The sequence below is a fragment of the Sphingobacterium detergens genome (assembly GCF_003610355.1).
GTDB lineage: Bacteria > Bacteroidota > Bacteroidia > Sphingobacteriales > Sphingobacteriaceae > Sphingobacterium > Sphingobacterium detergens.
In genome coordinates this window covers 2,711,121-2,736,594 of sequence record NZ_RAPY01000001.1, presented here as the reverse complement: position 1 = coordinate 2,736,594, position 25,474 = coordinate 2,711,121, and the positions used below count along the sequence as shown (strand labels likewise).

Here is a 25,474-nt window from a genome sequence, read left to right as displayed (position 1 = left end):
GACCAAAGGGGCGGACTTTGGACAAAAAAGAATAACTCAGATGAAAAGAAGATATGCGCTATTTACTGCTTTTGCTGGAATGATAACAGCATTTGCGCCAGTTCAGGGACAGACACAACGTACCGAGAAGCCGCCATTGCATGGTAAACATTGGATGGCGATTACAGGTAAGCCTTTGGCGGCAACTGCTGGTGCCCAGTTGTTCCACCAAGGGGGCAATGCTATTGATGCCGCTTGTGCAATGCTCGCAGCCACTTGTACCATGTGGGATGTGCTTAGCTGGGGTGGAGAGACACAGGCGCTGATCTATCATCCGAAATTAAAAAAGGTAATTGCTATCAACGCCCTGGGTGTTGCGCCGACGGGGGCAACGGTTGATTTCTTTCGCTCAAAGGGCTATGAATTTCCACCAGAATACGGTCCTCTTGCCGCGGTTACACCTGGCACACCGGGGGGCTTATGTTACATGCTGGCCCAATATGGCACCAAGAGCCTGGCCGAAGTACTAGCACCGGCGTTAGAAATGGCGGCCGGTTATCCCATCGATGCGCAGACCGCTAACAGTATCGAACGTGGTAAAGAGCGTATCAAAGAATGGCCATACAGCAAAAAAGTCTTCTTGGTCCATCAAGGGACAGAAAGGGAAGCTCCCGAAGCCGGCGAGCTCTTTGTACAGCAGGATCTGCTTCAAACATTAACCAAGCTTGTTGAAGCGGAAAAGAAAGCCCTGGCAGCCGGTAAAGACCGAAAAACAGCCATCATGGCTGCCTACGACCGTTTTTATAAAGGAGATATTGCGGATGAATTTGTCCGTGGCAGTAAAGAGCAGGGGGGCTTGATTACCAAAGAAGACCTTGCCAACTGGAAACCCATTGAAGAAGAACCTTTGCATGTTAACTATAAAGGTATAGATGTCTATAAATTACAGGAGTGGACGCAGGGACCAGCTATGCTGCAGAGCTTGCAGCTGCTGAAAAATTTTGATCTAAAAGCCATGGGCTATAACTCCGCGCCCTATATACATACAATATATCAGGTCATGAATCTGGCCTTTGCAGACCGGGATTTTTATTATGGGGATCCCTATTTCAAACCTAAGGCACCTATTCAGGGTTTATTAAGTGAGTCTTATGCCAAGGCACGCGCCGCTACGATTGATCCAAAGCAGAACAATCCACAGGTTCTTCCGGGCGATCCTTATCCTTATGAAGGAAAGAAAAATCCTTTTGCCAAGCTACTTCAACAACGTAGCAAGCAATTCACTCCGGATACGGAGTCAAAAAAAGATTTTGTTCCCAAGCACGACGCGAATTCAACATCATCCTTGTTATCCCTGCCGGATACAGCCCGCTGGGCCTCTCTGGCAACAGATAGTGTCTATATGGATCGGCTATTGCGTGGAACGACCAGTGTGGAAGCGGCAGATGCCGAAGGCTGGGTTGTTTCGATTACGCCGAGTGGAGGCTGGCTACCGGCCTGTATCGCAGGAAATACGGGGGTGGGCATGAGCCAACGCCTACAAAGTTTTGTCCTCGACTCCCTGATCAATCCCTTCAATGTCGTGGCACCGGGCAAACGGCCACGTGTAACGCTTACACCCGCGCTAGCACTAAAAGAGGGAAAACCATATCTATCTTTTGCGGTACAGGGTGGTGACACACAGGATCAGAATCTGCTGCAATTCTTTCTGAATACTGTGGAGTTCGGCATGACACCACAGCAGGCAAGTGAGGCACCGAATATCAATAGTAATCAACTGTGGTTATCTTTGGGTGGCACCAAAATAGACGACCGAAAACCTCGTGCCGGAAGCTTATTACTGGACAAACGCACGCCGAAGGAAGTTGTCGAAAAACTTAAGACAATGGGCTATAGCATACAGTTTGGTGAACGAAATAGTGGTCCGATCAATGCGATCTATTTCGACCAGCAACATGGTACACTCTGGGGCGGTAGCAGCAACAATGGGGAGGACTATGGAATAGGATGGTAGTATCGTTTTGTTATCTCCATCGTATTTGGTATCTTACCTACTGATCAAAAGGTGATTTTTTGTTATGGAGGGTAGTGTCAATAAGTATTCGTTTGTTTTTCAGCCTGATGAAGCGGGTTTAGTATTAGTGGACGGTTTAAAGCAGCAGTTGAGAGCGGCCTTGGCCGAAGAATTTCCAGATAAGGACAAAGGTTGGTATCACAGCTGCAATTCCAAAGCCCATGTGACCATCTGTGCTTTTGCCGGAAATGAGGATACACTGGCACAGGCCATTGCAGCTTTACAACAAACGATGCTCTATGAGCGTAGTCAGTATGTTTATTTTGATCATTTTTCCTCTTTCGCTGGAGGAGCTTTTTATATTGCTCCCACAGTACATGCCCGAAGTTACCTAAAGGATCGGGCCCGAAAGGTCGTACATACCCTCAACTCCTTTGATCTGATTGAAATCAGTGATGAACCGCATATTTCTATTGGACGTAGATTGGAACCAGAACGGCTCGATTTCGCAAAAAAACTATTGCGCTCAGTTGATCTGAGTTTTATGTGTAGCGGTGTGCATATCCGCCGCTTTAATCCGGACATGGGACAGTATGAACCCGTTGATTTTGTCAAATTTGGCAATCAGTCGAAAGAAAATTCCGGGCAACTTTCATTTAAATTCTAATTATATGGCTGTTTAATTGCCTAGTAATGTAAAGCTTTTTATCTTTAGCCCTAGCAATAAAAGATATTGTCCTCATGTAAACTATGCATCACGACGACTCCCATCATAAATCATTATCCGATATCCATGAAAGTGTGGATGTCAATCAAGGAAAATCCAAATTCAAAAAGGTACTCAGTTTTTTCGGCCCAGCCTATCTGATCAGTGTGGGGTATATGGATCCGGGCAACTGGGCGACGGACCTCGCGGGGGGAAGTCAGTTTGGCTATGCTCTGATCTGGGTCTTGCTGATGAGCAATATTATGGCGCTATTGCTGCAAAACCTTTGTGCGCGTTTGGGTATCGTGAGAGGGAAGGATCTGGCGCAATGTAACCGCGAGACTTACCCCAAGCGGATGAATTTTGTGCTGTATGTCCTAGCCGAGATTGCGATTGCTGCTTGTGATCTGGCCGAAGTACTGGGTATGGCCATTGGCCTCAACCTGTTGTTCGGTATTGATCTGCTTTGGGGGGTACTGATCAGTTTTGCCGACACCTTCCTATTGCTCTACTTACAGAAGTTGGGGATGCGCAAGATGGAACTCTTTATCATCGGTTTAATTTCTATGATCGGCATGTGCTTTATGGTGGAGATGTTTTTGGCTAAGCCTGATTTCTCTGAAGTAGCCACAGGTTTTATTCCCAGTATTCCCAATAGTGCTGCGCTCTATATAGCGATTGGTATTATCGGTGCTACTGTCATGCCACACAACCTTTACCTGCATTCCGCGTTGGTGCAGACCCGAAAGATTGACCGAAATGAAGTCTCCATACGAAAATCATTAAAATATAATTTTTGGGACAGTGCCATCGCATTGAACTTGGCATTCCTAGTCAATGCGGCAATATTGATTCTTGCGGCATCCGTATTTCATAAAAATGGTATGCATGATGTAGCCGAACTGGAAGATGCCTATCATTTATTGGGCAATTTACTTGGTACAGAATGGGCCTCGAAGCTATTTGCTGTGGCATTGATCTTGGCGGGCCAAAGTTCAACAGTCACCGGAACCCTGGCTGGACAGATTGTAATGGAAGGTTACTTAAGGCTGCGCATCAGTCCGACGCTGCGTCGGATTATCACACGACTTTTGGCAATTATACCCGCCGTATTGGTGATCCTGATTTCTGGAGAAGGACGCGTAGGGCAGTTGTTGATCTTTAGTCAGGTGATCTTGAGTATGCAGCTGGCCTTTGCGGTCATACCATTGATTCACTTTGTCAGCGACAAGGCCAAGATGGGCATCTTTGCAATTAAACCCCTGACCAAGGCTTTTGCCTGGTTGATTGCTGCTGTGATAGCGGTTCTGAATTTTAAATTGGTTTATGACGAGGTCACTGGATGGATTACCGAAGCAAACAATCTTTTGGTCACAGTGTTACTTATCCTGGGAGCCGTTGGTCTGCTTTTTCTGCTGATCATGACGGTCTTAATCCCCATTATGCGCAAATCAAAACCAATCGAGTTGGAGATACACCCACCATTTGAAGCTTTACATTTTGAGGACAGAGGATCTTTCAAGAAGGTGGTGATTGCCTTGGATTTTTCAAATTCAGATCAGAAAGTAATACAATACGCGTTGCAGTTGTCACATGCCGATACCAGCTTTGTCGTTGTCCACATTGTTGAAAGTGCTTCCGTTAAATATACAGGCGAGTCTACTGATGATTTTGAGTCACGACAGGATTTGGAACGCTTAAAGCTATATGCTGACTTTTTATTGTCCAAAGGGCATCAAACGGAATATGAACTTGGCTACAACAATCGGATCAAGAGCATTGCCGAAGTCTGCGAAAAATATCATGCAGACCTCTTGGTCGTGGGGAGTCATGGTCATACCGGAGTCAAAGACTTTGTGTTTGGTGAGACGGTAAACAAATTGCGTCATGCTGTAAAAGTTCCGGTTTTTATCGCACAATAAGGCTTTGAAACCTACCGCAAAGAGACACTGTCTATTCACTGTAATTTTATTGCGGAAAAAGTGTGGAGAGGGATCGGTAAGTGCTAAATAATTCTTACTTTTGCGTCATCAAATCAAGATATGAGCGACGCTATTAAACACGAGTGCGGAATCGCACTAATTCGCCTGTTAAAACCCTTATCTTATTATCAGGAAAAATATGGTACGCCATTCTATGGCATCAACAAATTGTACCTATTAATGGAAAAACAGCACAACCGTGGACAAGACGGGGCTGGAATTGCAACCATTAAATTTGATGTTAAACCTGGAAATCGTTACATTTCGCGTTACAGAGCTATGGGCTCAACTGCTGTGGCAGACATATTCGAATATGTACAGAAAAAATTTGCTTCTGTTCAGAAGGCATTTCCAGATGAGTCAAAGGATACCCAATGGTTAAAAGATAATGTCAGTTTTACTGGAGAAGTACTTTTAGGACATTTGCGCTATGGAACGCATGGAAAGAACAGTATCGAAAGCTGTCACCCATTTTTAAGACAAAACAACTGGATGTCACGCAATCTTGTTGTTGCGGGTAACTTCAACATGACCAATGTTGATGAACTTTTGCAACAATTGTATGAGTTGGGACAACATCCAAAAGAAAAAGCGGATACCGTAACCGTTTTGGAAAAAATTGGACATTTCTTAGATGATGAAAACCAGGAGCTTTTTGATCAATTCAAAAAAGAAGGGTATTCCAATGTCGAGATCAGTTCATTGATCGCCAAAAATATCGATGTCTCCAAGATCCTAAAGCGTTCAGCAAAGACTTGGGATGGTGGTTATACCATCGCTGGTATCTTTGGTCATGGCGATGCTTTCGTGATGCGTGATCCTGCGGGTATCCGTCCGGCATTCTACTATCAAGATGAGGAAATCTTAGTTGTAGCTTCCGAAAGACCAGTTATCCAGACTGCATTCAATGTGCCTATCGGTGCCGTGAAAGAAATTAAACCGGGCCATGCCTTGATCGCTAAAAAAGATGGTACTGTGTCACAGGAAATGTTTAGACAACCTGTTGAACAACGTTCTTGTTCTTTTGAGCGTATCTATTTCTCTCGTGGGTCAGATGCTGATATCTATAAAGAGCGTAAAGAATTGGGTAGATTATTAGTACCACAGGTACTGGAATCTGTCAAAAGTAATATTAAGAATACCGTATTCTCTTTTATCCCCAATACGGCCGAAGTATCGTACTACGGTTTGATGGATGGTATCAATACCTACGTCAGGGATTTCCAAAAAGAGACCTTATTAAAACGTGCAGACAAAATTTCTGATGAGGAGTTGGATGAGATTTTGAGCATCAAACCTCGTTTTGAAAAACTGAATGTAAAGGATGCTAAATTGCGTACCTTCATTACGCAGGATGCGGATCGTACAGATATGGTACAACATGTGTATGATACGACTTATGGCATTGTTAAAGATCATGAAGATACCATTGTTGCAATTGATGACTCCATTGTACGTGGAACGACCTTGAAACAAAGTATCCTGACAATCTTGGATCGTTTGAATCCGAAGAAAATTGTGATCGTTTCCTCTGCACCTCAAATTCGCTACCCAGATTGTTATGGTATCGATATGTCACGTATGGGTGAATTCGTTGCATTCGAAGCAGCAATCAACCTGTTGAAACAACGCGGTATGGCACATATTATTGATGAAGTGTACCAGAAATGTCTGTTGTCGATGACACAGGATGTCAATGAAATCGAAAACTATGTGAAAGCCATTTATGCGCCATTTACAGATCAAGAGATTTCCGAAGAAATTGGCCGTATCGTTAGACCACACCATTTAAAAGCGGAGCTTGAGGTAGTGTATCAGACCTTGGATAATTTACATAAAGCATGTCCGGCGCATACTGGAGATTGGTATTTCTCTGGTGATTACCCTACCCCAGGTGGTAATAAGGTTGTTAATAAAGCCTATATGAACTGGATTGAAGGTAAAAATGTACGTGCATACTTCAGTAGCTAAGTATAAAAATATCAAGAGAAGGGGGCGTTCAAGATGGACTGCCCCCTTTTTCTTTCATCTTGTTTTTACTCCGCGAAGTCATTTTTTTTTATATGCTAGACCCAAGGGAGTCGCTAAGAAGAGCTTTTACTTTTTGTACAGCTTCTTTTTTTATATATTCGTAATACGGAATTGATTATAATGACACAGCAGGCATATCATAAGGTATTTGCTGTATTTTGCCAATATATACTTTTATGATTCAATCAACCTTTGGCCTTATTAAAATTAAGGTTTTTAACAGCGTAAATAAATAGCTCCATGAGAGGACAACTTTTCTATCTTTTTCTTCTTTTTTCAATGGTTTCCTGTGATATAGCCCATAACGTGCCCAAGGATCCTTACCCCAATTCATTTGACAAACCGAATATCGTGAATTCCTTTGTGGATCAGAATGGAAACTTCTATCCGGACAATTGGCGCAAAACGTATGGTGAACCACCTAAAAGTGGTGATGTGAATGCCTATTCTCTGATGAAGATTGCAACAGAAAAGGGTATTGAAAGCCAGCTGAAAGGTTTTGAGAAGACCCGTATGCTGGCTGTGGGCAGCAAAGTAAAGGCGAAAGACCGTGTATTTATCTTTGTGCATGGGTTCAATGCACCATCAGATGAGGTCAATGAGAGCTATGAGTATATGCGCAAGTTATTAAAGCTCAATACGAATAAAGATGAGGTGGTTAAGTTTTATTGGGATGGATTACATACGACAAATCCTTTTGGCGGCGCTAAAGTTTGGTTTTCTGCTACCTCATTTAGCCAAATGGCAGGTGAGTTTGGATTACGCAACCTCCTTAATAGCATCAGCAATAAGAAGATTATCCTGATCTCACATAGTCGGGGTGCTTCAGTTGTATTGAGTGCTCTGAGCAGTGCAACATTCAGTACGAGCTTCGCAAAGGGTACACTGGAAAATCATAATGTTGATGTTGATGGAGCAAAAAAACTTGCCGAAAACGGAAACGATATCATGTGTATTATGCTCGCTCCGGCGATCGGTATCGAAGATTTTAAATCAAAAGATGTAGAGAAAGGAACCGATTCCTACCGAACCTTTAGTAAACAGGTCAAGAAGATTCACATCACCGTCAATAACACCGATGTGATGTTGAAGAAGTTTGTCGGTTTTCTTTCCAATAAGCTGAAAGCTACCGACCTGGGGTATAAAGTAGATGTGTACAATGAGCTGGTCAAGTATTATCCTTTTATGCAGTATACTGATTTTACGGGGATGAAAAGCCATGATTTTAATAAATATATCCGAAACCCCAAATTCAAGGGCATGTTAAAAGCCGATGGGATAGCCGTCACTCGTTAAGACAATGAAGCATATTTTTAAGAGTCTCTATTTTCAGGTTATCGTCGGTATATTGATCGGTATTTTCTGTGGGGTCTATTTCCCCGATTTTGCCGTTAAACTAAAGCCGCTGGGTGATGTCTTTATCAAGTTGATCAAGATGGTGATTGCACCATTGATCTTCAGTTCGATCGTGATCGGTATTGCAGGGATGCAAGATGTGAAGAAAGTAGGGAAGATTGGACTGACATCGATTATCTATTTCGAAGTCATGACCACGATTGCATTGATTATCGGTTTGATCTTTGTCAATCTGATTCAACCCGGAACGGGCATGAATGCCGATCTGGCGAGTTTGGATACATCTTCGGTATCACATTATATTACCGAGTCCCAGAAGCCACACAGTTTCATGGACTTTATCATGGATATTATTCCGGAGAACGTTATCGCTTCGGTTGCCTCAGATAATATATTGCAGGTACTGGTTTTTGCGGTGCTTTTTGGGATAGGGATGACCAAGATCGGTCAAAAAGCTGCTGAACCCGTTATCAATGTGCTGCAATCTTTTCTAAAGGTACTTTTCTCCATTATTAAGATGGTGATGTATCTGGCTCCATTGGGAGCCATGGGGGCGATGGGATTTACCATTGGAAAGTTTGGTATTCAAGCCTTGACCAAGTTGGGGATGTTGATGTTAAGTTTCTATCTGACCTGTTTTATTTTTGTCATTATTGTCATCGGCGCGGTATTACACTTCTACCTGAAGGTTAATATTTTCAAATTCCTGAAATATATCAAAGATGAGATTTTAATTGTATTGGGAACCTCTTCTTCGGAATCAGCATTGCCGGGCATTATGCAGAAAATGGAGGATGCAGGTTGTGCGAAGTCCGTGGTAGGTTTGGTGATCCCGACGGGGTATTCCTTTAACCTAGATGGGACGAGTATTTACCTGACCATGGCAGCGGTATTCATATCGCAGGCACTCAATATGCACCTGACCTTGCAGCAGGAAATTACCTTGCTGTTGGTGCTGTTGCTAACCTCCAAAGGAGCTGCGGGTGTAACGGGAAGTGGCTTTGTGACCTTGGCGCTGACTTTGCCTGTGGTCGGACATGTGCCTGTTGAGTCCGTGGCATTGGTGTTTGGAGTGGATCGGTTTATGAGTGAAGCAAGGGCCATCACCAATCTGATTGGCAATTCGGCAGCAACACTCGTGATTTCCAAATATGAAAATAGCCTGGATGAGGAAGTCCTCCATGACAAACTTGGTTGATAGCGCATAGAACTGCATGTTTATGCTAACTTGTGGTAATGTTAAAACGATAAGTTCTTAAAAGAAATGATTTGTTCAAAAGCAAAAAGTGAATGCGCTGAGCATTGAATATTCGAAATTAAATAGTGAGTGATACGAGGGGGCAAAAGAATAAAAGTAAATCCCTGCGTGTTGAATAGTTGAAAGGGTAGAATGGAGAATACGGGTGGCATAATAGAAAAACGGGGATCCAATATTTTTGGATCCCCGTTTTTCTGAATAAATTTATCTAAACTTTTGGGAGGTGATTAAGCCTCTTTTTTTGTGTTTTCAATTCCTTGGGTTAGATCCAAAGCACCATCTACTTTTTCTTCTAGAAGTGCTAGTTTGATCACCTGTGCCATTTCGGTCACATAATGGAACTGCATATCTTTGATATAATCTTCCTTGATTTCAAGGATATCTTTTTCATTGGATTTGCAAAGGATAATATCTTTGATGTTTGCACGTTTCGCCGCAAGGATCTTTTCTTTGATACCGCCTACTGGTAACACTTTTCCGCGTAGTGTAATTTCACCTGTCATAGCCAATTTCTCTTTAACCTTACGTTGGGTAAATAAAGATGTAAGCGCAGTCAGCATTGTTACCCCTGCGGATGGACCATCTTTAGGAATAGCACCTGCAGGCACGTGGATATGGATATCCCAATGATCAAATACCCTGTAGTCGATCCCGAAATCAGCAGCATGAGCTTTTAAATAAGCTAAGGCGATTGAAGCGGATTCTTTCATGACATCACCAAGATTACCTGTCAGGCTCAAGCGTCCTTTACCGGGACTTAAAGACGATTCGATAAATAGAATATCACCGCCCACGGAAGTCCAGGCCAAGCCAGTCACCACACCGGCAACATTATTGTTTTCGTAGATATCTTTATCAAAGATCGGAGCGCCCAGGATATCCACAACATCCTGATCGTTGATACTTGGATTATAATCTTTTTCCATGACAATACGTGTCGCAATACCACGGACGATCGAACCAATTTTCTTTTCCAGTCCACGTACGCCCGATTCGCGGGTATAGTCTTCAATGATTTTTTCGATAATCTTACCTTTTAGAGCAACATCCTTGGCAGCCATACCGTGCATTTCACGTTGTTTGGGTAGCAAGTGTTTTTTCGCTATTTCAATCTTCTCCTCAATGGTATATCCATTGACCTCGATAATTTCCATACGGTCCAATAAAGCTGGCTGGATAGCACTTAGCGAATTGGCCGTTGCAATAAACATTACTTTGGAAAGGTCAAATTCCATTTCCACATAATGATCGTAGAAATGTGTGTTTTGCTCCGGATCCAATACCTCAAGTAGGGCAGAAGAAGGGTCGCCTTTAAAATCTGCGCTCATTTTATCGATCTCATCCAGGATAAAGACCGGATTGGCAGCACCAGCTTTTTTCAGCGATTGGATAATACGACCGGGCATTGCACCGATGTACGTTTTGCGGTGGCCTCTGATTTCGGCTTCGTCGCGCACACCACCCAAGGCCATACGTGTATATTTACGACCCAATGCTTTGGCGATCGATCTTCCTAAGGAGGTTTTACCAACTCCCGGAGGGCCCACCAAACAAAGGATAGGGGCTTTCATGTCATTTTTCAGTTTCAATACCGCGAGGTATTCAATGATACGTTTTTTGACTTTTTCCAACCCATAGTGATCCTTGTCCAGGACTTTTTGTGCTTTATTTAAGTCAAAATTATCTTTGGTCGTTTCATTCCAAGGAAGATCAAGCAGCAGTTCAAGATAGTTTAACTGAACGGAATAATCTGCTGCAGCTGGATTGATACGTGATAGCTTTTCAAGTTCCTTGTTAAAATGTTTTTCGATATCAAGGCCCCATTTTTTTGTTTTACCACGCTTTTTAAGCTCTTCCAGCTCAAGGTCAGGTGTATTTCCACCAAGCTCTTCCTGGATGGTTTTCAATTGTTGGTTCAGGAAATAATCCCGTTGTTGCTTGTCTAGGTCGACACGCACTTTATTCTGGATCTGATGTTTCAGTTCCAACATTTGGATTTCCAAGGTCAACAATTCCAACAAGAGCTTTGCACGGTTTTCAACCTTTGGTATTTGAAGAAGCTCTTGTTTTTTGATCATTTCGACATTGATGTTGGACGAAATAAAATTGATCAGAAAAGAAGGGCTTTCAATATTTTTGATTGCGATACCAGCTTCGCTGGGTAGATTGGGTGAAAGCTGAATAATCTGTAATGCCATTTCTTTCAAGGTGGATATTGTCGCCTTGAAATGTTTTGTCATCTTGGGTTTTGCCTCGTTGAATTTCTCGACACGCGCCTTGAGATAAGGCTCGGTTTCTAAGATCTCTATCAAGTTAAAACGTTGCTTTCCCTGGATGATGACTGTGGTGTTTCCATCAGGCATCTGCAGCACTTTGATAATATGGGCAACAGTACCCACCTTATTCAACTCCTCAAACCCAGGGTCCTCTACTGTCATATCCTTTTGTGAAACCACACCAATTGTTTTGTTGCCCTTATAAGCTTCTTTAACCAATTTGATGGATTTATCCCTTCCTACAGTGATCGGAATGACAACACCGGGAAATAATACGGTATTGCGTAAAGGCAAAATAGATAGTGCTTCTGGAATTTCAGCATTTGCCATATCGTCTTCATCCTGCTGTGTCAATAGGGGGAAGAATTCTGTGTCTTCCGTAACGATTGGAATAGCCTGACTGAAATCAAAAGTTTCGAATTTGCTCATAGTGTTTATTTTGTGTATTTGGCAGTCGCTGACATGTTGTCGGCAGACCTTCAAATTTTAAGCTTCAAATATTGTTTCCCCTATATTGCAAGGGAAGTGCCAATTGCTAAAAGGTAGCAAAATTACTAATCTATTTTCTAGAATATGCAAAAAAGGCAGGTTAAATAAAATTTATCTGCCATTTGTTGGATAAATAGGCATAATAATTGTAATATTGGAATGTGAAAGAATAAACGATGGCAGATTCTTGCAAGAGGTGAAGCAACAGGACTATTTTTTCTTGGGATAATAAACGATCAATATTGATCATTAATAAGGTATATTGAAAAAACGTAACTATTTAGATATGAACTTAAAATCACTTAAATTAGGTTTGTTCACAGGAGTTTTTGCTTTGGTTGCACTTGGTGCCAATGCACAACAAAAACAAGCTGAGCATAGCAATGCCAATGTGAGAATGGGCCAAAAAGCTCTTTTGGATGGTGACTTCAAAAATGCAGAGTCATACTTGACAAAAGCTTTACCGCAGGAAGGCAAAGATCCGGATGTCTTGTATATGTTGGGTTACTCCCAATTTCAAAATGGTGATTATAAAAAGTCAGCTGAAACTTTCGGTAAGGTTGTTGCATTAAGCCCTAAAAATGCAAATGCATTGTACTTTAAAGCAAAAGCAAACAATACGCTTGCAATTCAAGCAAACAAAGTGTCTGCGGCAAACAAAGAACAATTGTTGCGCGTAGCGATTGAAGATTATTCAAAAGCGATCGCTATCACACCTACTGACTCAAAGTTCTATCAAAATAGAGCAATCGCAAACCGCGATTTGGGTATTTTGATCGGTACAGCTGGTACACCTAATTACAACAAAGCAATGGCTACAGATGCTTATAATAATGCAATCAAGGATTATGAAAAAGTATTGAGCTTTGATTCTTCTAAAAAAGATATTCAAACAGAAGTCAAAAAAGCAAAAGTATATAGAGATAACTTGAAATAAGCTTATCTTATAGGATAGAAAAAGGGAAACTCAACTGAGCTTCCCTTTTTTTATGAAGGTACTTAACACCTTGCTCTTTTCATTCTTTAGGTTATCCAATAGCTTCTGAGGATTCTCTTGATACGACTGATCCGCTCTGCCGTCTGTCTTTGATAAATTTGCAAACGAAATACTTCGCAATACTGTTCCTTTATTGAATCAACAGGAATTTAGTATATGGAAACGAATCGATTGTCTGCAGAAATGCAGGATATTTTAATCAGTCAAATGACAAAAGAAGCCGAAGCTGCGCAAATTTATCTGGCTTTGGGTGTATGGGCCGACGATCAAGGTTACGGTGGTATCGCCAATTTCCTATATCGACATGCGCAAGAGGAACGGAATCATATGACCAAAATTATGGGGTACATACTGGAAAGAGGAGGGCGTCCCCGGATCCAGGCCATTTCAGCACCACCAGCAGATCCAAAGACCTTGACGGAATGTTTCCAGCGGGTATTTAAACATGAAGTAGATAATACCGAAGCGATTTATACCATTGTCAATCTGTCTATGGAGCAGAAAGATTGGGCGACATGGAATTTTGCACAATGGTTTGTCAAAGAGCAGATCGAAGAAGAGAAACTTGCGCTTGAATTGATCGATAAATTGAAGATCGCCGGTGGAGATCGGGCCTCAGATGAATCGTTATTTGCATTAGATTCCTCATTGGAAAGCATGCCTGACGATGTGGCTTTGGCACGGGAAGGCACCGCAGATGACCCTAAGTAGGGCGAGAATTTAAATTCTGAGAATAATTTTTAGTGCGCTGATCGCATAAAAATAATGTCCGAATTCGTTAAGAATTCGGACATTATTTTTTAGACTGAAGTCTCAAAATATTATTTAGCACATTTGCCAAATCTGCCTTTTGAGAAAACTTCGGCGCTTTATTTTTTTATGCTAAGTGGGAGGTAGATTCCAAAAGTAACGTTCCTGCCCATATTATAAACGCCATAAGTAGGATTTTCTTGCGATAATCTTCCCGGACGTAGTCTACTTAAAGCATCGTAATAACGCTTGTTGGTGAGATTAGACGCAGTAGCGTACAGCTTCACTTGTTGTTTTCCTAAATGTAAGGTAGTGCCTATTCCGGCATTGATCAATGAATACGAATCTGCTGCTGTTTCAAAAGTTTCGTCAACGCGATTCTGTTTAAAATAATTGTCTAAACCTACCGATACATAAAAAGCATGTAATCCATTTATTTTGGGCTCAAGGCGTAGTGTGTTGTGTAAAACACCTGCCGGAATCAATGCTAAGGGCCTATCAAAAGTCCTGTTTTGTGCATGGGTATAGGTAAAGGTGTTGTCCAAGTGTACCCAGTTCAGCGGATGGAAGTTTAGACTTCCCTCAAAACCATAAAGATTGGCATTTACCTGACCGTAACGATAAACATCATAAGTCTGTTCATTATTGTCCTCATCAACGATGGTTTTTGTATCGCCCTTTTTTGCTGAAGCATAGATAAAATTATGAATATAATTTTCATAGATCCCGATACTACCGGTGACGATGCTATGTCCAAATTCAAGGGTTGCATCCGCTTGGAAACTACGTTCTGCTTTCAGATTTTCATTACCGATTTCGTAGCGTGATGTACCTTCGTGTACGCCGTTAGAACCCAATTCTGCCGGGTTAGGTGCTCTGAAGGCCGATCCGGCATTTGCTTTGAAGTTGAAATCTTCGCTGAAACTATGTGTAAAACCTAAAGCACCGCTAATATTGCTGAATTTATTTTTAAAACCCGGAAATTGCTCCTCATCCTCAACGAAAAGCTGTTTGCCCTTGCTATTGACATAATCGTAGCGTAGTCCCATATTGAAGGTGTTATCGCCCCAGGTTTTCTTGGCATAACCAAAAACGCCCAATTCGACCTGGTCATAAGCAGGAATCAGAAATTCAACACCCTTGTTGACACTATGCTCCTGACTGGCACTGATACCAACGACATGCTGCCAGCCGTTTCTTTCAGCGAGGTAATATTTCGCATCAAGGGAGTAGGTATTTAAATCAAAAAATAGGGAAGGTGTCGCTTCTTCAAGTTCGCGACGTTGATTTTTCTGGTAGCCCAGGTCCAGTTTTAAATTTCCTGAGCCAATCACAAAATTATTATTGAGTGCGAGCTTATAATGGCGGATATCCTGTTTGGGGAAATCCAATGTCCGGCTTTTAGATTCATTGTATAATGGATCGCCGACTTCACCATCGTAAAAACCAATATTATTTTTGAGGTAGGAAAAATTAAGGTGTGAATATCCCCATTGCTTATTTAAACCCAGCATACCACTGAAGCTGGTGTTATTAAAACCACTATTGATATAGCGCCCTGCTGGTGTATTGTAGGAATACGCATTTTGATAAGATCCACGTCCGCGCCATACAAAGCCGTTTTCATTGCCTGTAAGCATGAGCGAGTTGTTGGTGAGTCCATTGTTGGTTGAATAACTAGATAGCAGTTCGCCTTTTATTTCACCTGCAGTGGGAACGCTGGGCTCGAGGATATTAATCACACCACCGATGGCATCAGATCCGTACATCAACGAAGCTGCACCCCGAAGTACCTCTACCCGGTCGGGCTGATTTTGGTCGATCTCGATACCATGTTCGTCACCCCATTGTTGGCCCATTTGCTTCACACCATCATTGACGGTGACAACACGGTTATAACCAAGACCGCGGATGACAGGTTTGGAAATACCCTGTCCTGTTGTAATCTGACTTAAACCAGGTACCTGACGGGCTAGTGCGTCGATCAGATTTGTCGCACCACCCTGTAATTCGTCTTTGGAAATAACAGAGACAGAGGTACTGTTGCGACGGCTTTGCGCAGTCACAAGTGTACCTGTAACCACCACCTCATTTGTCTCGATTATACTTTCTGTCAATGCGAAATCGACCGATACATCCGCCGATGTCAGATCTATCGTTTTGATCAGCGATTGGTACCCAATAAAACGTACTTCGACAAGATAACGTCCACTCGAGGGCAGTGATTTGAATGTATAACGCCCCTGTTGATCCGAAGAGGTACTTGAGCGGAGTTGGAGCAAAGATATGGTCGCTCCCGCGATCGGTTGATTTGTTTTTGAATCTGTCACCTTACCCGATATGGTCGCAGCGTTAACTGTGAATAGAAGGAAATAGCAGACAAGCATACATATGCCGCCTTTAATTTTGAGTTTCATCTGTAAATATTTTTATGCCATCAGTAGATGGTGCCTATCCAAATGATAGCCTGTCGCATTAAAATTGCTTTTTCATCAGTCATGAAAAATAACTTGTTCAATACGGAGAAATTCATCATTGAATTGCTTGATTGTTAAATTAAGAGGGAAATCCATTATGAATACGCCAGTAGCAATCACCAAAATTTTGGTGCTTTGCTTCCTGATCATAGTAAACAAGGCTTTCCATAAAAGCTTTGTTGTCGCATCGTGGATGAAATTTAACAAATGGGGGGACCGCGATTGCCAGATAGCAATGCACTGATCATTTGGTCACTGGGGACAAAGAAACCAAATGCTATTTCCCGTTCAGGAAGAGAAATTTCATTTTGGCTAAAATGAAAGAGTAACTGCGGGTGTGAATTTTGGTCGCAAATAGAACATTTTGGATGGTCCGCATGGTGTTTTTTGGGACTGCAGTCCACTATACTTAATGCCGGCGACTCATGGGAATGGGTATAGACAATGAACTGACCGATTAGAAAGGTCATTAAAAGCGTTAACGCTGCTAATTTGTTCAATGAAATATTGCGCACTTTATTTTTCTATACGAGGCCTTTGCAGGCCATTAATGAGGCAAAGATAAGAAAAAATACAAATAAAGCAATGATGTTGCATTTCTTTGTTTGTATTGGGGGATAAAAAAATGTCTTTATGAATGGGTATAAAGACATTTTTCAGCATGAGTTATTTTTTTGATTGTACAAATCGCCCAATAATTTCATATTGGTTTGCATCGAGTCCTTGTACATCCTGGAGTTTTACAATACTGTACAATGAGTCGATATAATAATCCAGTTTTTCCTCACTATCATAAAGAGAGTTTGCGATCTTTTTATCGATCTGGATGTGTTTAACCTTTTCGTTTTTACGATCAAACTCAATTCGGAGTTTTTGTATCTGCAGTTCCTTCTTTTTGGCAGTAAATTCCGTTACACAATCTACGGCTTTGACATCGTAGAGTGCGGGATCAAAATTTTTGCTGATATCCGCAGACTGGAACGCTGAAAGTTCATTTTTCCAGTTTTCAATTTTGAGCTCACGTTGTTCTTTTTCACCGTCTTTGTTGACGGATTTTAACACCGAAGGGTTGAGTTGCTGCAAGCGTTGTGCTTCGGCACTGAAAAAAGAGTCTACCGAAAAGATATCCGTCGTTTTTTTAGCTTTCTGATGGCTTGAGGGGGAGCTACAGCTCCAAAAAAGTAGCGCACTTCCCACCAATAGTGGAAGTGCGCTGCTTACTTTTTTATATAAATTCTTATTCTGATACCAATACATTTCCTGTCATTTCAACGGGGATATCTACGCCCAAAAGTTTGAGAACGGTTGGAGCGATATCACCCAATTTACCATCTGCGATTTTTTTGTAGTGATCATCAATCAAGATACAAGGAACCAAATTGGTTGTATGCGCCGTATTTGGTGATCCATCTTCATTGACCATAAATTCTGAATTACCGTGATCAGCCAAGATGATAAATGAATAACCATTTTTCAATCCTGTTTCCACCACTGTTTTTGTGCATTGATCTACCGTTTCTACTGCTTTTACGACAGCCTCAAATACACCGGTATGACCTACCATATCTGGATTTGCAAAATTGAGACAGATAAAGTCGGGCTGAAGAGTTTCCATATCATTGACGATTGCTTCAGTGATTCCATTTGCAGACATTTCAGGTTGAAGATCGTAAGTAGCCACTTTCGGAGAAGGGACCAAAAGACGGTTCTCACCTTCGAATTGTTGTTCACGGCCACCCGAAAAGAAGAATGTCACGTGTGGATATTTTTCAGTTTCGGCAATACGGGTCTGTGTTTTATGATTGGCTTCCAATACTTCACCCAAAGTATTCGTCAGGTTATCTTTTTGGAAAACAACACGTACATTTTTGAAGGTTTCGTCATAGGCTGTTAGTGTGACATAGTACAGGTTCAACGGTACAAGATCATACTCAGGGAAAGCTTTCTGTGTCAGTGCAATGCTGATTTCACGACCGCGGTCTGTTCTGAAATTGTAACAGAAGACCACATCACCTTCCTGGATTGTTGCTACGGCAGTACCATCTTCATTAACCAAGGCGATTGGTTTAACAAATTCGTCTGTTACTCCAGCATCGTATGATTTTTGGATTGCAGCAACCAGGTCATTGGTTTTTTCACCTTCGGCTTTCACCAAAAGATCATAAGCCAACTTAACGCGTTCCCATCTGTTGTCACGGTCCATCGCGTAATATCTACCAATGGCAGAAGCGAATGTGCCTGAAGTCGTTTTTAGATATTCTTGTAGATCTTTAACATAGCCGATTCCCGAATTAGGGTCAGTATCACGACCATCCAGAAAAGCATGAATGAAGACCTGCTCACTGTTTAGTCCAGCATGTTTGGCGGCATCACAAAGACCTTTAAGGTGCTTGGTGTGTGCATGTACACCACCATCCGAAAGTAAACCGATAAAGTGTACTTTTTTATTATTTTCAAGCGCATACTTAAATGCGTCCTGGATAACGATATCTGTGTTGAATACGCCATCATTTACCGCTTTGTGGATACGTCCTAATTCTTGATAGACAACTCTTCCGGCGCCAAGATTCATGTGGCCAACCTCAGAGTTACCCATCTGTCCATCAGGAAGGCCAACGGCTTCACCAGAAGCTTCCAGACTTGAATTTGGGTATGTTTCCAATAAATGATCTAAAAATGGGGTATTTGCAGCTTCAACTGCATTTGATTTATCATGTTTTCCGTATCCTAGTCCGTCTAGGATCATGAGTGCAACTTTTTTCTTATTCATCGTATAACAAAGATAACCTTAATTTTAGAATCTATCAATGCGTCTTTAAAATCTTCCCTTGTTTATATGCAATAATTTTATAGGTTTGTGGCATAGTTTATGTTTGGTATAAACTATGCTACCTAATGATTGATTACATCTATTGTGGAAACTGTTCTGTCTTATTTTGAGCTATATGAAACTTTTAAGCTATTGCGTATTTATATTTGTTTATAGTCTTTTTATACACACTAACGCCTCAGGGCATCTTTTGAAAGATTTAAACTATTCATCACAGCCTGTTGTACGGGAAGGAGAGGAGTCTTTGGGAAGTATTTCCGAAGAACTTAAAACGTATTTAAGGGAGGGGAATGCGAAGAATATCGCGAAGTATTTTGGTTCCAATCTGACCTTGTCCCTATTGGGAGAAAATGGTGTGTATACCAAATATCAATCCGAGATTATGTTGGGTACATTTTTTAACCAACATAAACCCAAGACCGTCAAACTGACCCAAGCGAGTAATGCAAACAATGGTTATCAATACTTCACCTTTTCATTAGCGACAGAACAAGCCAATTACCGGGTATTTATCAAGATAAGTGCGGGATCCAATAGTCAGACAATAGAAGAACTTCGGATCGATAAAAGTTAGGTCAGACGCTATTTTTTTATCATTCTATTTTTCGATTAAAAAATTATTCCACATCTTAGCCCAATAAATTGTATTTATGGAGAAGGAAATCAAGGATTATTTGGCGCAGTTTGTAAAACAATCAGTCGCGGAAGATCTCGGAGATGGTGATCATACCTCTTTATCCACGATAGAGGTGGACGCACAAGGAGAGGCAAAACTGATTGTTAAGGACGACGGTATTTTGGCAGGCGTAGAAGTTGCTCAGGCGATCATGAGTTACATCGATGAAACCTTGACCTGTGAGGTATTTATTCCTGATGGAAGCCAGGTAAAAGTTGGTGATATCGCATTTTATGTTCGCGGAAATATCCAGAGTATTCTACTGGCAGAGCGTTTGGTATTGAATGTGATGCAACGTATGAGTGGTATAGCGACGACAACCCGAAAATATGTGGAGCTGTTGAAAGGTACGGATACGCAGGTATTGGATACTCGTAAGACAACACCTTTACTGCGGGTATTGGAGAAAGAAGCGGTCAAAATAGGTGGCGGTACCAATCACCGGTTTGGATTATTCGATATGATTCTGATCAAAGACAATCATGTGGATTATAGCGGTGGAATTGTATCGGCGTTGACACGCGCAAATGACTATCGAAAGAAATTAAATAAACCAATTGAAATAGAAATAGAGGTCCGAAATTTTGCGGAACTTGACGAAGTTCTTAACTTTGGCGAAGTGGACCGAATCATGTTGGATAATTTTTCACCTGCGGATGTGGCCAAAGCTGTTAAAATTATCGATCATCGATTTAAGACAGAAGCTTCTGGGGGAATAACATTTGAAACCATTCGGGCCTATGCAGAGGCTGGAGTAGACTATATCTCGGTGGGTGCTTTGACACACAGTGTCAAGAGCTTAGATCTAAGTCTGAAAGCCAAATTATTATAAGAACTGATTTAATTTAATGATATCGATTTATTTAGTAATTGCAGTATTACTAGCTTATTTGTTTGGTTCTATACCTACAGCAGTTTGGTTGGGTCAGGCATTTTATGGCGTAGATGTTCGTGAGTATGGGAGTGGTAATGCTGGAGCGACTAACACCTTTCGCGTATTAGGACCGCGTGCCGGCTCCATCGTGATGTTTGTAGATATATTCAAGGGGTGGACAGCAACAAATCTCGCTTATCTGATTGAGTTGGGCCAAAATACCAGTGATGTTCAGTTCGTTAATTTTCAGTTGGCCTTGGGAGTGATTGCGGTAATAGGTCACCTATTTCCTGTATTTGCGGGCTTCCGGGGAGGAAAAGGCGTAGCGACATTGTGTGGGATGATTTTGGCGATACATACACCGGCAGCTTTAGTTTGTGTATCCGTATTTATCATTATCCTATTGACGACACATTACGTGTCCCTAAGTTCAATTTCGGCCGGTTTTGCTTTTCCATTTAGCTTGGCATTTATTTTTAAGACTACCATTCCTTCGGTATTGCTTTATGGCATCGCCATCTGTACACTGCTATTAATTACCCATCAAAAGAATATTGAGCGCCTGCTAAAAGGACATGAATCCAAGATTTATCTATTCAAGAAAAGAAACAAGGCAAAAGAATAGGCACAATAATTGCATCCTAAAAAAAGTATTTAATAGATTATTATGAAATAGCTGCGCTGGAAAAAACAGAGAACCTGCCGAATCTAGCCCCAACATTCCATACAACATTAAAAACGAGACTGGGCCTGTGAGCTCATGAATGCAATTGAAACAAACACAGATGAATAATAAGATACATATGAAAAGCATGTTTAAGTATTCGGCTATCGTAATGGCCTGTGTGGCACTGGCATCGGGGTTGTCAGGTTGTGCTACTTCGGCTGTTACTGGAAAAAAATATTTGAAATTAGTCAGTGCTGACCAAGTCAACCAACAGGCTGCACTGGCTTACAAAGATTTCTTGTCAAAAAATAATACAAAAGTTATTACTGGTACGGCTGATGCGGCAATGGTAAAACGTGTGGGTAACCGTTTGGCAACCGCTGTCAATCAATACTTGCAGAGCAAAGGTATCGCCAATAAATATAATTTCAATTGGGAATTTAACCTGGTGAAGAGTGATGATGTGAATGCCTGGTGTATGCCTGGTGGAAAAGTGGCTGTGTATACAGGAATACTTCAAGTAACGCGTACCGAGGCCGGTATGGCGACAGTAATGGGACACGAAATTGCCCACGCTATTGAAGAGCACTCCGTAGCACAGGCGTCCAACCAAATGGCTTTACAAATGGGCGGTCAGATTCTGGGCTCAGCAGCAGGAATGACTGGAAGCAGTTCCCTTGGAATTTTTAATAATCTGTATGGTTTGGGGGGAAGCTTGGCTCAGTTAAAGTTCTCACGCAGCGATGAATCTTCTGCAGATCAGGCAGGATTAATTATCATGGCATTGGCCGGTTACGATCCGAATGAAGCTATTGGATTTTGGAAGCGCATGGCAGCGGGAAGTCAAAAAGGACAACCAGAGTTCTTGAGCACTCACCCAAGCGATGCGAGACGTATTGCCGATATTGAGAAGCAGATTCCGAATGCAATGCGGTATTACAAAAAGTAAAAAAATACAAGCATAGTATATATGCTTCACATTAAATAAAAAAACGGGAGTGTCCAAAGGTGGACACTCCCGTTTTTTTATTTCCTTTTTTCGAATCCCCCTTATGGTCTATTTTCGATTATTCCGTGCTAAACGGTTCTTTGAGGGATTATTTCTTTGTGTTATTTTGAAAACCTGAAATTAGCAAAGTAATAAGTAATATCCGCTGGAGGACTGAATGTTCCGCCGGGTTCACCACCAATGTTAATGACAATTACTCTGTTGTGTTTGTCTTTTGCTGAGGACAAATCAATGGTCACATCCTTCCATTTTGTCAGATCGCTGTCCGGAATTGGGGTAGCATTTCTGTCCAGCTCCCAGTACTCCTGACCAAAGGCACTTTCACTGGAAAATGCCCACATATAGTTCATAAATCTAGGCCACAATTTTTGGAAAGCGCTGTAACTGCCGGTAAATTTAGATTTGTCAGGTGCATAGACCTTAAATTTAAGATATTTGTAATTGGCGATATTAAAACGATATTCCTTTGGAAGTGTAAATACAAAGGAAGCGCTCGCTGCTTTTAGCGTGATTTTCATCGGGTTTACAATAGCTGTTCCCGCCGGAGCGTCCGTCGCCGGATTGACAATATCCGTTGCCCAGTTATTGTCCTGAATCTTTCCGTCCAGAAAGAAATTCATCGGAATCAAACTTTCATCCGGAGGTGTCACCCATTCGACAATGTTTTTACTATCATAGCGTTTCAGCAATTCATCTATTCCTAGCGAATTGGGGATATATTTAATTTTTTTGATTATCCCCAGATCCAGGAGGTCTAACATCGCTTGCGCATTGGCATTTGATATGGTTGATACATGACGTATAAAAGGCTGAAACTTACCGCCGCCGATCGTTTTTACCACACTATTTCTGTTGTAATCAAGGGTTTTAACGTTAAATAGCTCACCGCCGGTCAGATCCAATTCAGTTACATTGGAAAAATAGAATAAATCCTGTAAACTGTTGGTATGAATCGGAAAGGTCAATTTCTTAATCCCCGCAGCGACATTCGCATTGAAGGTAGTGACCCCATTCGCGACGAGGATATCCCGTTCTGTTGGATTGAACGTTGTCTCTCCGGTAGGCAAAGTGATATCGAGCGTCTGTGTATAAGTGATCGAGTCTACTATTTCCTGTCCGCCTACTTTCGGGATGACATTATAGGACAGCTTCATCGCTACCGTTGATCCGGGATTGAGATTTGCCGCAAATATACGCGGTGAGGTCCCGCGGGTTCCTGTAATTACTTTTCCGGTCTTATCTTTATATTCAAAAGAAAGGCTTTTATAAGTCAACAGGATGGATGATAGTGAGCTCGTCCAGTCGATGACCATCGCATTTGGTGAAGTCATAATCCGCGGAGAAGCAATGACCAGGTTTTTTACGTCACTTTCGGTAAATGGAATGACAGCGATTTGCTGTGGCACCGACTTATTTTCAAATTCGTCTATGGTATAGACTTTAAAGCGGTACAGTTTAGACTGTTTGAGTCCTTTGATATTGAGCCAGGAAACCAATGAATCAATGGTGATTTTCTGATTGTCATATTCAACAATTGTTTTTTTGGATTTTCCCATCCGGATCTGACTTGAGGGAATCCGTCCTGCCTTTATCAGATCAATTTCGACCCGTTCATAGCCGATTTTGGCGGCGATGGTATCATAGCGTTGCGGATACACAGTTTCCTCCGCGTAGGGTTTTATATTATCGTACATTTTCTTGCAGGAAAAGCTAAAAGCCATTAACGTCAAGACAACTAAAAAACCAGCTATTTTTCTGAACTTATTTTTTGTTTTCATACTTTATGTCTTTGAGGTCTCTATTTAGTTACTTTTGCGTCCGTAAAGCGTGATTTCAGAAAGACAGTTCGCATCATCTAAAGTATAGTCAGATGTAAAACCCTTTACAGCTTCATACCTGAACCATCTTGTCTTCTTCGTGTACTTCGGATTATCGGGATACATATAAGCCATATCGCCAGCTTCCCCTTTTTTCACAAATTCAAGTTCACTGATCCCAAAAGGTACCGGAATAAAGTGCTCTGATACGGGTTCCCAGTCTTGTTTGGCATCATCCCAGATATACATTTTGAACCTTCCGACATTTTCGCTGCGGTAGTACTGCCCTCTGGAGATATTGGCCAATCCCCCGGAGTGCCGTTGTACGGTAATAATGCGGCTCAGTTCATAATAAGCACCCAGATCGATGATAAAGTTCCAGGGCATATTGCCATCAGCCGTTTTTCCGGTTCGTCCCCGCCCATGCGTATGCATAAAGTTGAGGTTGTCACCCCGGTCTATGATATCGTCTATCACGTAGCGCGAGCGCCCTTCCAGTCCGTCGCCAAAGGCCATCGGGATACGGCCGATGGAATCTGCGGCTTTGGGCAATACCCAGTCTTTTTTCGGTATTTTCGTATCTTCGAGGAGGGAAATATTCCCTTTGTCTATGGTTGCAGTGGTATTTCCATAGCTGTCTTCGACACGAACTTTCACACCTACTTTTTCTGTCGATGGGAGCACGAGGTCATTGATAAACCTGCGGTCGGTAGCCAGATTGGACGAAAAGACCGAGGTCAGGCTACGGGGCGTACCATTTTGGTTAAATGTAAAGTCTACATAAACATTGACGTCCTGCTTGAGCTCATTCTCCCAGTCCAGAAAGAAGGAACTGAAGCCCGGTTTCACCTGTATCGAACTGGCTACCCGGGTAAAAGCAGGTTCCAGAGACTGCACCTTGACATCCAGTGGTTCTGACCGGTTGCCCGTACGATCTACGGCATATAGCTTTATGGTGTATTCATCTGTGCTGGGCAGTCCATACACATCTAGGGAATCCACAAAATAAGAGGCCGAAAAGGTGAAAGACTTACCGTTGGGATTGGTGTAAACGGCATCGATGCTGATGAGATCTTCATCCTTTGGTATATTGTAAAAAAAGCGGGCCCCACCATATAAAGGGATATACCTGCGCAGTTCTACCTTTCCGGGTGGCGTACCATCGTCCGCAGCCGGAGAAAATCGCTCAATCTCTTTACAGGCAAAGAAAAGCAGCAGGAAACTAAATGCGATATATTGAAGATTTAATTTGATCATGTTTGTCTATATTAATTGTTACAATAAAA

18 protein-coding genes are annotated in these 25,474 nt (G+C 41.9%); 12 read left to right on the top strand and 6 right to left on the bottom strand.

The features are described 5' to 3' along the window. Positions 1–40: 40 nt before the first annotated feature. The 6 genes from DFQ12_RS11645 (at position 41) to dctA (ending at position 9,266) form a co-directional block, all read left to right on the top strand. Positions 41–1,993: a gamma-glutamyltransferase family protein gene (locus tag DFQ12_RS11645; protein ID WP_244211719.1), complete on the top strand. Its 1,953-nt coding sequence runs from the start codon at positions 41–43 to the stop codon at positions 1,991–1,993. 64 nt (positions 1,994–2,057) lie between these two features. After that, positions 2,058–2,660, top strand: coding sequence for a 2'-5' RNA ligase family protein (locus DFQ12_RS11640; RefSeq protein ID WP_120259082.1), 603 nt, complete (start codon positions 2,058–2,060; stop codon positions 2,658–2,660). A gap of 83 nt (positions 2,661–2,743) precedes the next feature. Beyond that, the gene (locus DFQ12_RS11635) at positions 2,744–4,621 is read left to right on the top strand and encodes an Nramp family divalent metal transporter (RefSeq protein WP_120259081.1); all 1,878 of its coding nucleotides are present in this window, start codon (positions 2,744–2,746) and stop codon (positions 4,619–4,621) included. Positions 4,622–4,741: 120 nt separating this feature from the next. Beyond that, a complete protein-coding gene (locus DFQ12_RS11630; RefSeq protein ID WP_120259080.1) occupies positions 4,742–6,652 on the top strand; it encodes an amidophosphoribosyltransferase in 1,911 nt (636 codons plus the stop codon). A 300-nt stretch (positions 6,653–6,952) separates the two neighbouring features. Further along, on the top strand, positions 6,953–8,008 hold the full coding sequence (locus tag DFQ12_RS11625; RefSeq protein WP_120259079.1) for an alpha/beta hydrolase: 1,056 nt from the start codon (positions 6,953–6,955) through the stop codon (positions 8,006–8,008). Between the two features lie 4 nt (positions 8,009–8,012). Beyond that, the gene (gene dctA / locus DFQ12_RS11620) at positions 8,013–9,266 is read left to right on the top strand and encodes a C4-dicarboxylate transporter DctA (RefSeq protein WP_120259078.1); all 1,254 of its coding nucleotides are present in this window, start codon (positions 8,013–8,015) and stop codon (positions 9,264–9,266) included. Between the two features lie 287 nt (positions 9,267–9,553). On the opposite strand, the gene lon is transcribed toward dctA, so the two are convergent. Continuing rightward, positions 9,554–12,031: an endopeptidase La gene (lon, locus tag DFQ12_RS11615; protein WP_120259077.1), complete on the bottom strand. Its 2,478-nt coding sequence runs from the start codon at positions 12,029–12,031 to the stop codon at positions 9,554–9,556. Positions 12,032–12,377: 346 nt separating this feature from the next. Between lon and DFQ12_RS11610 the strand changes: the two genes are divergently transcribed. Both DFQ12_RS11610 and DFQ12_RS11605 read left to right on the top strand, forming a co-directional pair. Beyond that, positions 12,378–13,028: a tetratricopeptide repeat protein gene (locus DFQ12_RS11610; protein ID WP_120259076.1), complete on the top strand. Its 651-nt coding sequence runs from the start codon at positions 12,378–12,380 to the stop codon at positions 13,026–13,028. A 216-nt stretch (positions 13,029–13,244) separates the two neighbouring features. Continuing rightward, positions 13,245–13,799: a ferritin gene (locus DFQ12_RS11605; RefSeq protein ID WP_120259075.1), complete on the top strand. Its 555-nt coding sequence runs from the start codon at positions 13,245–13,247 to the stop codon at positions 13,797–13,799. Positions 13,800–13,957: 158 nt separating this feature from the next. Here the strand turns inward: DFQ12_RS11605 and DFQ12_RS11600 are convergent, their stop codons facing one another. The 3 genes from DFQ12_RS11600 to gpmI all read right to left on the bottom strand — a co-directional run bounded on the left by DFQ12_RS11600 (position 13,958) and on the right by gpmI (position 19,085). After that, positions 13,958–16,255, bottom strand: coding sequence for a TonB-dependent receptor (locus DFQ12_RS11600; protein ID WP_120259074.1), 2,298 nt, complete (start codon positions 16,253–16,255; stop codon positions 13,958–13,960). Positions 16,256–16,981: 726 nt separating this feature from the next. Beyond that, positions 16,982–17,572 carry a hypothetical protein gene (locus DFQ12_RS11590; protein WP_120259072.1) on the bottom strand — a complete coding sequence of 197 codons (591 nt, stop codon included), beginning with the start codon at positions 17,570–17,572 and terminating at the stop codon, positions 16,982–16,984. Beyond that, on the bottom strand, positions 17,553–19,085 hold the full coding sequence (gpmI, locus tag DFQ12_RS11585) for a 2,3-bisphosphoglycerate-independent phosphoglycerate mutase (protein WP_120259071.1): 1,533 nt from the start codon (positions 19,083–19,085) through the stop codon (positions 17,553–17,555). Before gpmI ends, DFQ12_RS11590 begins: the two co-directional genes overlap by 20 nt. A gap of 250 nt (positions 19,086–19,335) precedes the next feature. On the opposite strand from gpmI, the gene DFQ12_RS11580 reads away from it, so the two are divergent. From DFQ12_RS11580 to DFQ12_RS11565, 4 genes are all read left to right on the top strand, one after another. Continuing rightward, the gene (locus DFQ12_RS11580) at positions 19,336–19,719 is read left to right on the top strand and encodes a DUF4783 domain-containing protein (protein WP_167457247.1); all 384 of its coding nucleotides are present in this window, start codon (positions 19,336–19,338) and stop codon (positions 19,717–19,719) included. Positions 19,720–19,795: 76 nt separating this feature from the next. Next, positions 19,796–20,653 carry a carboxylating nicotinate-nucleotide diphosphorylase gene (gene nadC / locus DFQ12_RS11575; protein ID WP_120259069.1) on the top strand — a complete coding sequence of 286 codons (858 nt, stop codon included), beginning with the start codon at positions 19,796–19,798 and terminating at the stop codon, positions 20,651–20,653. Positions 20,654–20,669: 16 nt separating this feature from the next. Continuing rightward, a complete protein-coding gene (plsY, locus tag DFQ12_RS11570) occupies positions 20,670–21,320 on the top strand; it encodes a glycerol-3-phosphate 1-O-acyltransferase PlsY (protein WP_120259068.1) in 651 nt (216 codons plus the stop codon). A gap of 160 nt (positions 21,321–21,480) precedes the next feature. Then, positions 21,481–22,311 carry a M48 family metallopeptidase gene (locus tag DFQ12_RS11565; RefSeq protein WP_244211718.1) on the top strand — a complete coding sequence of 277 codons (831 nt, stop codon included), beginning with the start codon at positions 21,481–21,483 and terminating at the stop codon, positions 22,309–22,311. 161 nt (positions 22,312–22,472) lie between these two features. On the opposite strand, the gene DFQ12_RS11560 is transcribed toward DFQ12_RS11565, so the two are convergent. Further along, the gene (locus tag DFQ12_RS11560) at positions 22,473–24,149 is read right to left on the bottom strand and encodes a DUF4998 domain-containing protein (protein ID WP_208642510.1); all 1,677 of its coding nucleotides are present in this window, start codon (positions 24,147–24,149) and stop codon (positions 22,473–22,475) included. Positions 24,150–24,173: 24 nt separating this feature from the next. Beyond that, complete coding sequence (locus DFQ12_RS11555) at positions 24,174–25,445, bottom strand: DUF4959 domain-containing protein (protein ID WP_120259067.1); 1,272 nt, start codon at positions 25,443–25,445, stop codon at positions 24,174–24,176. Positions 25,446–25,474 lie beyond the last annotated feature (29 nt).

Coding starts and splice junctions, on each gene's coding strand:
- DFQ12_RS11645 (WP_244211719.1), top strand. CDS start 41: ATGAAAAGAAGATATGCGCTATTTACTGCTTTTGCTGGAATGATAACA.
- DFQ12_RS11640 (WP_120259082.1), top strand. CDS start 2,058: ATGGAGGGTAGTGTCAATAAGTATTCGTTTGTTTTTCAGCCTGATGAA.
- DFQ12_RS11635 (WP_120259081.1), top strand. CDS start 2,744: ATGCATCACGACGACTCCCATCATAAATCATTATCCGATATCCATGAA.
- DFQ12_RS11630 (WP_120259080.1), top strand. CDS start 4,742: ATGAGCGACGCTATTAAACACGAGTGCGGAATCGCACTAATTCGCCTG.
- DFQ12_RS11625 (WP_120259079.1), top strand. CDS start 6,953: ATGAGAGGACAACTTTTCTATCTTTTTCTTCTTTTTTCAATGGTTTCC.
- dctA (WP_120259078.1), top strand. CDS start 8,013: ATGAAGCATATTTTTAAGAGTCTCTATTTTCAGGTTATCGTCGGTATA.
- lon (WP_120259077.1), bottom strand. CDS start 12,031: ATGAGCAAATTCGAAACTTTTGATTTCAGTCAGGCTATTCCAATCGTT.
- DFQ12_RS11610 (WP_120259076.1), top strand. CDS start 12,378: ATGAACTTAAAATCACTTAAATTAGGTTTGTTCACAGGAGTTTTTGCT.
- DFQ12_RS11605 (WP_120259075.1), top strand. CDS start 13,245: ATGGAAACGAATCGATTGTCTGCAGAAATGCAGGATATTTTAATCAGT.
- DFQ12_RS11600 (WP_120259074.1), bottom strand. CDS start 16,255: ATGAAACTCAAAATTAAAGGCGGCATATGTATGCTTGTCTGCTATTTC.
- DFQ12_RS11590 (WP_120259072.1), bottom strand. CDS start 17,572: ATGTATTGGTATCAGAATAAGAATTTATATAAAAAAGTAAGCAGCGCA.
- gpmI (WP_120259071.1), bottom strand. CDS start 19,085: ATGAATAAGAAAAAAGTTGCACTCATGATCCTAGACGGACTAGGATAC.
- nadC (WP_120259069.1), top strand. CDS start 19,796: ATGGAGAAGGAAATCAAGGATTATTTGGCGCAGTTTGTAAAACAATCA.
- plsY (WP_120259068.1), top strand. CDS start 20,670: ATGATATCGATTTATTTAGTAATTGCAGTATTACTAGCTTATTTGTTT.
- DFQ12_RS11565 (WP_244211718.1), top strand. CDS start 21,481: ATGAATAATAAGATACATATGAAAAGCATGTTTAAGTATTCGGCTATC.
- DFQ12_RS11560 (WP_208642510.1), bottom strand. CDS start 24,149: ATGAAAACAAAAAATAAGTTCAGAAAAATAGCTGGTTTTTTAGTTGTC.
- DFQ12_RS11555 (WP_120259067.1), bottom strand. CDS start 25,445: ATGATCAAATTAAATCTTCAATATATCGCATTTAGTTTCCTGCTGCTT.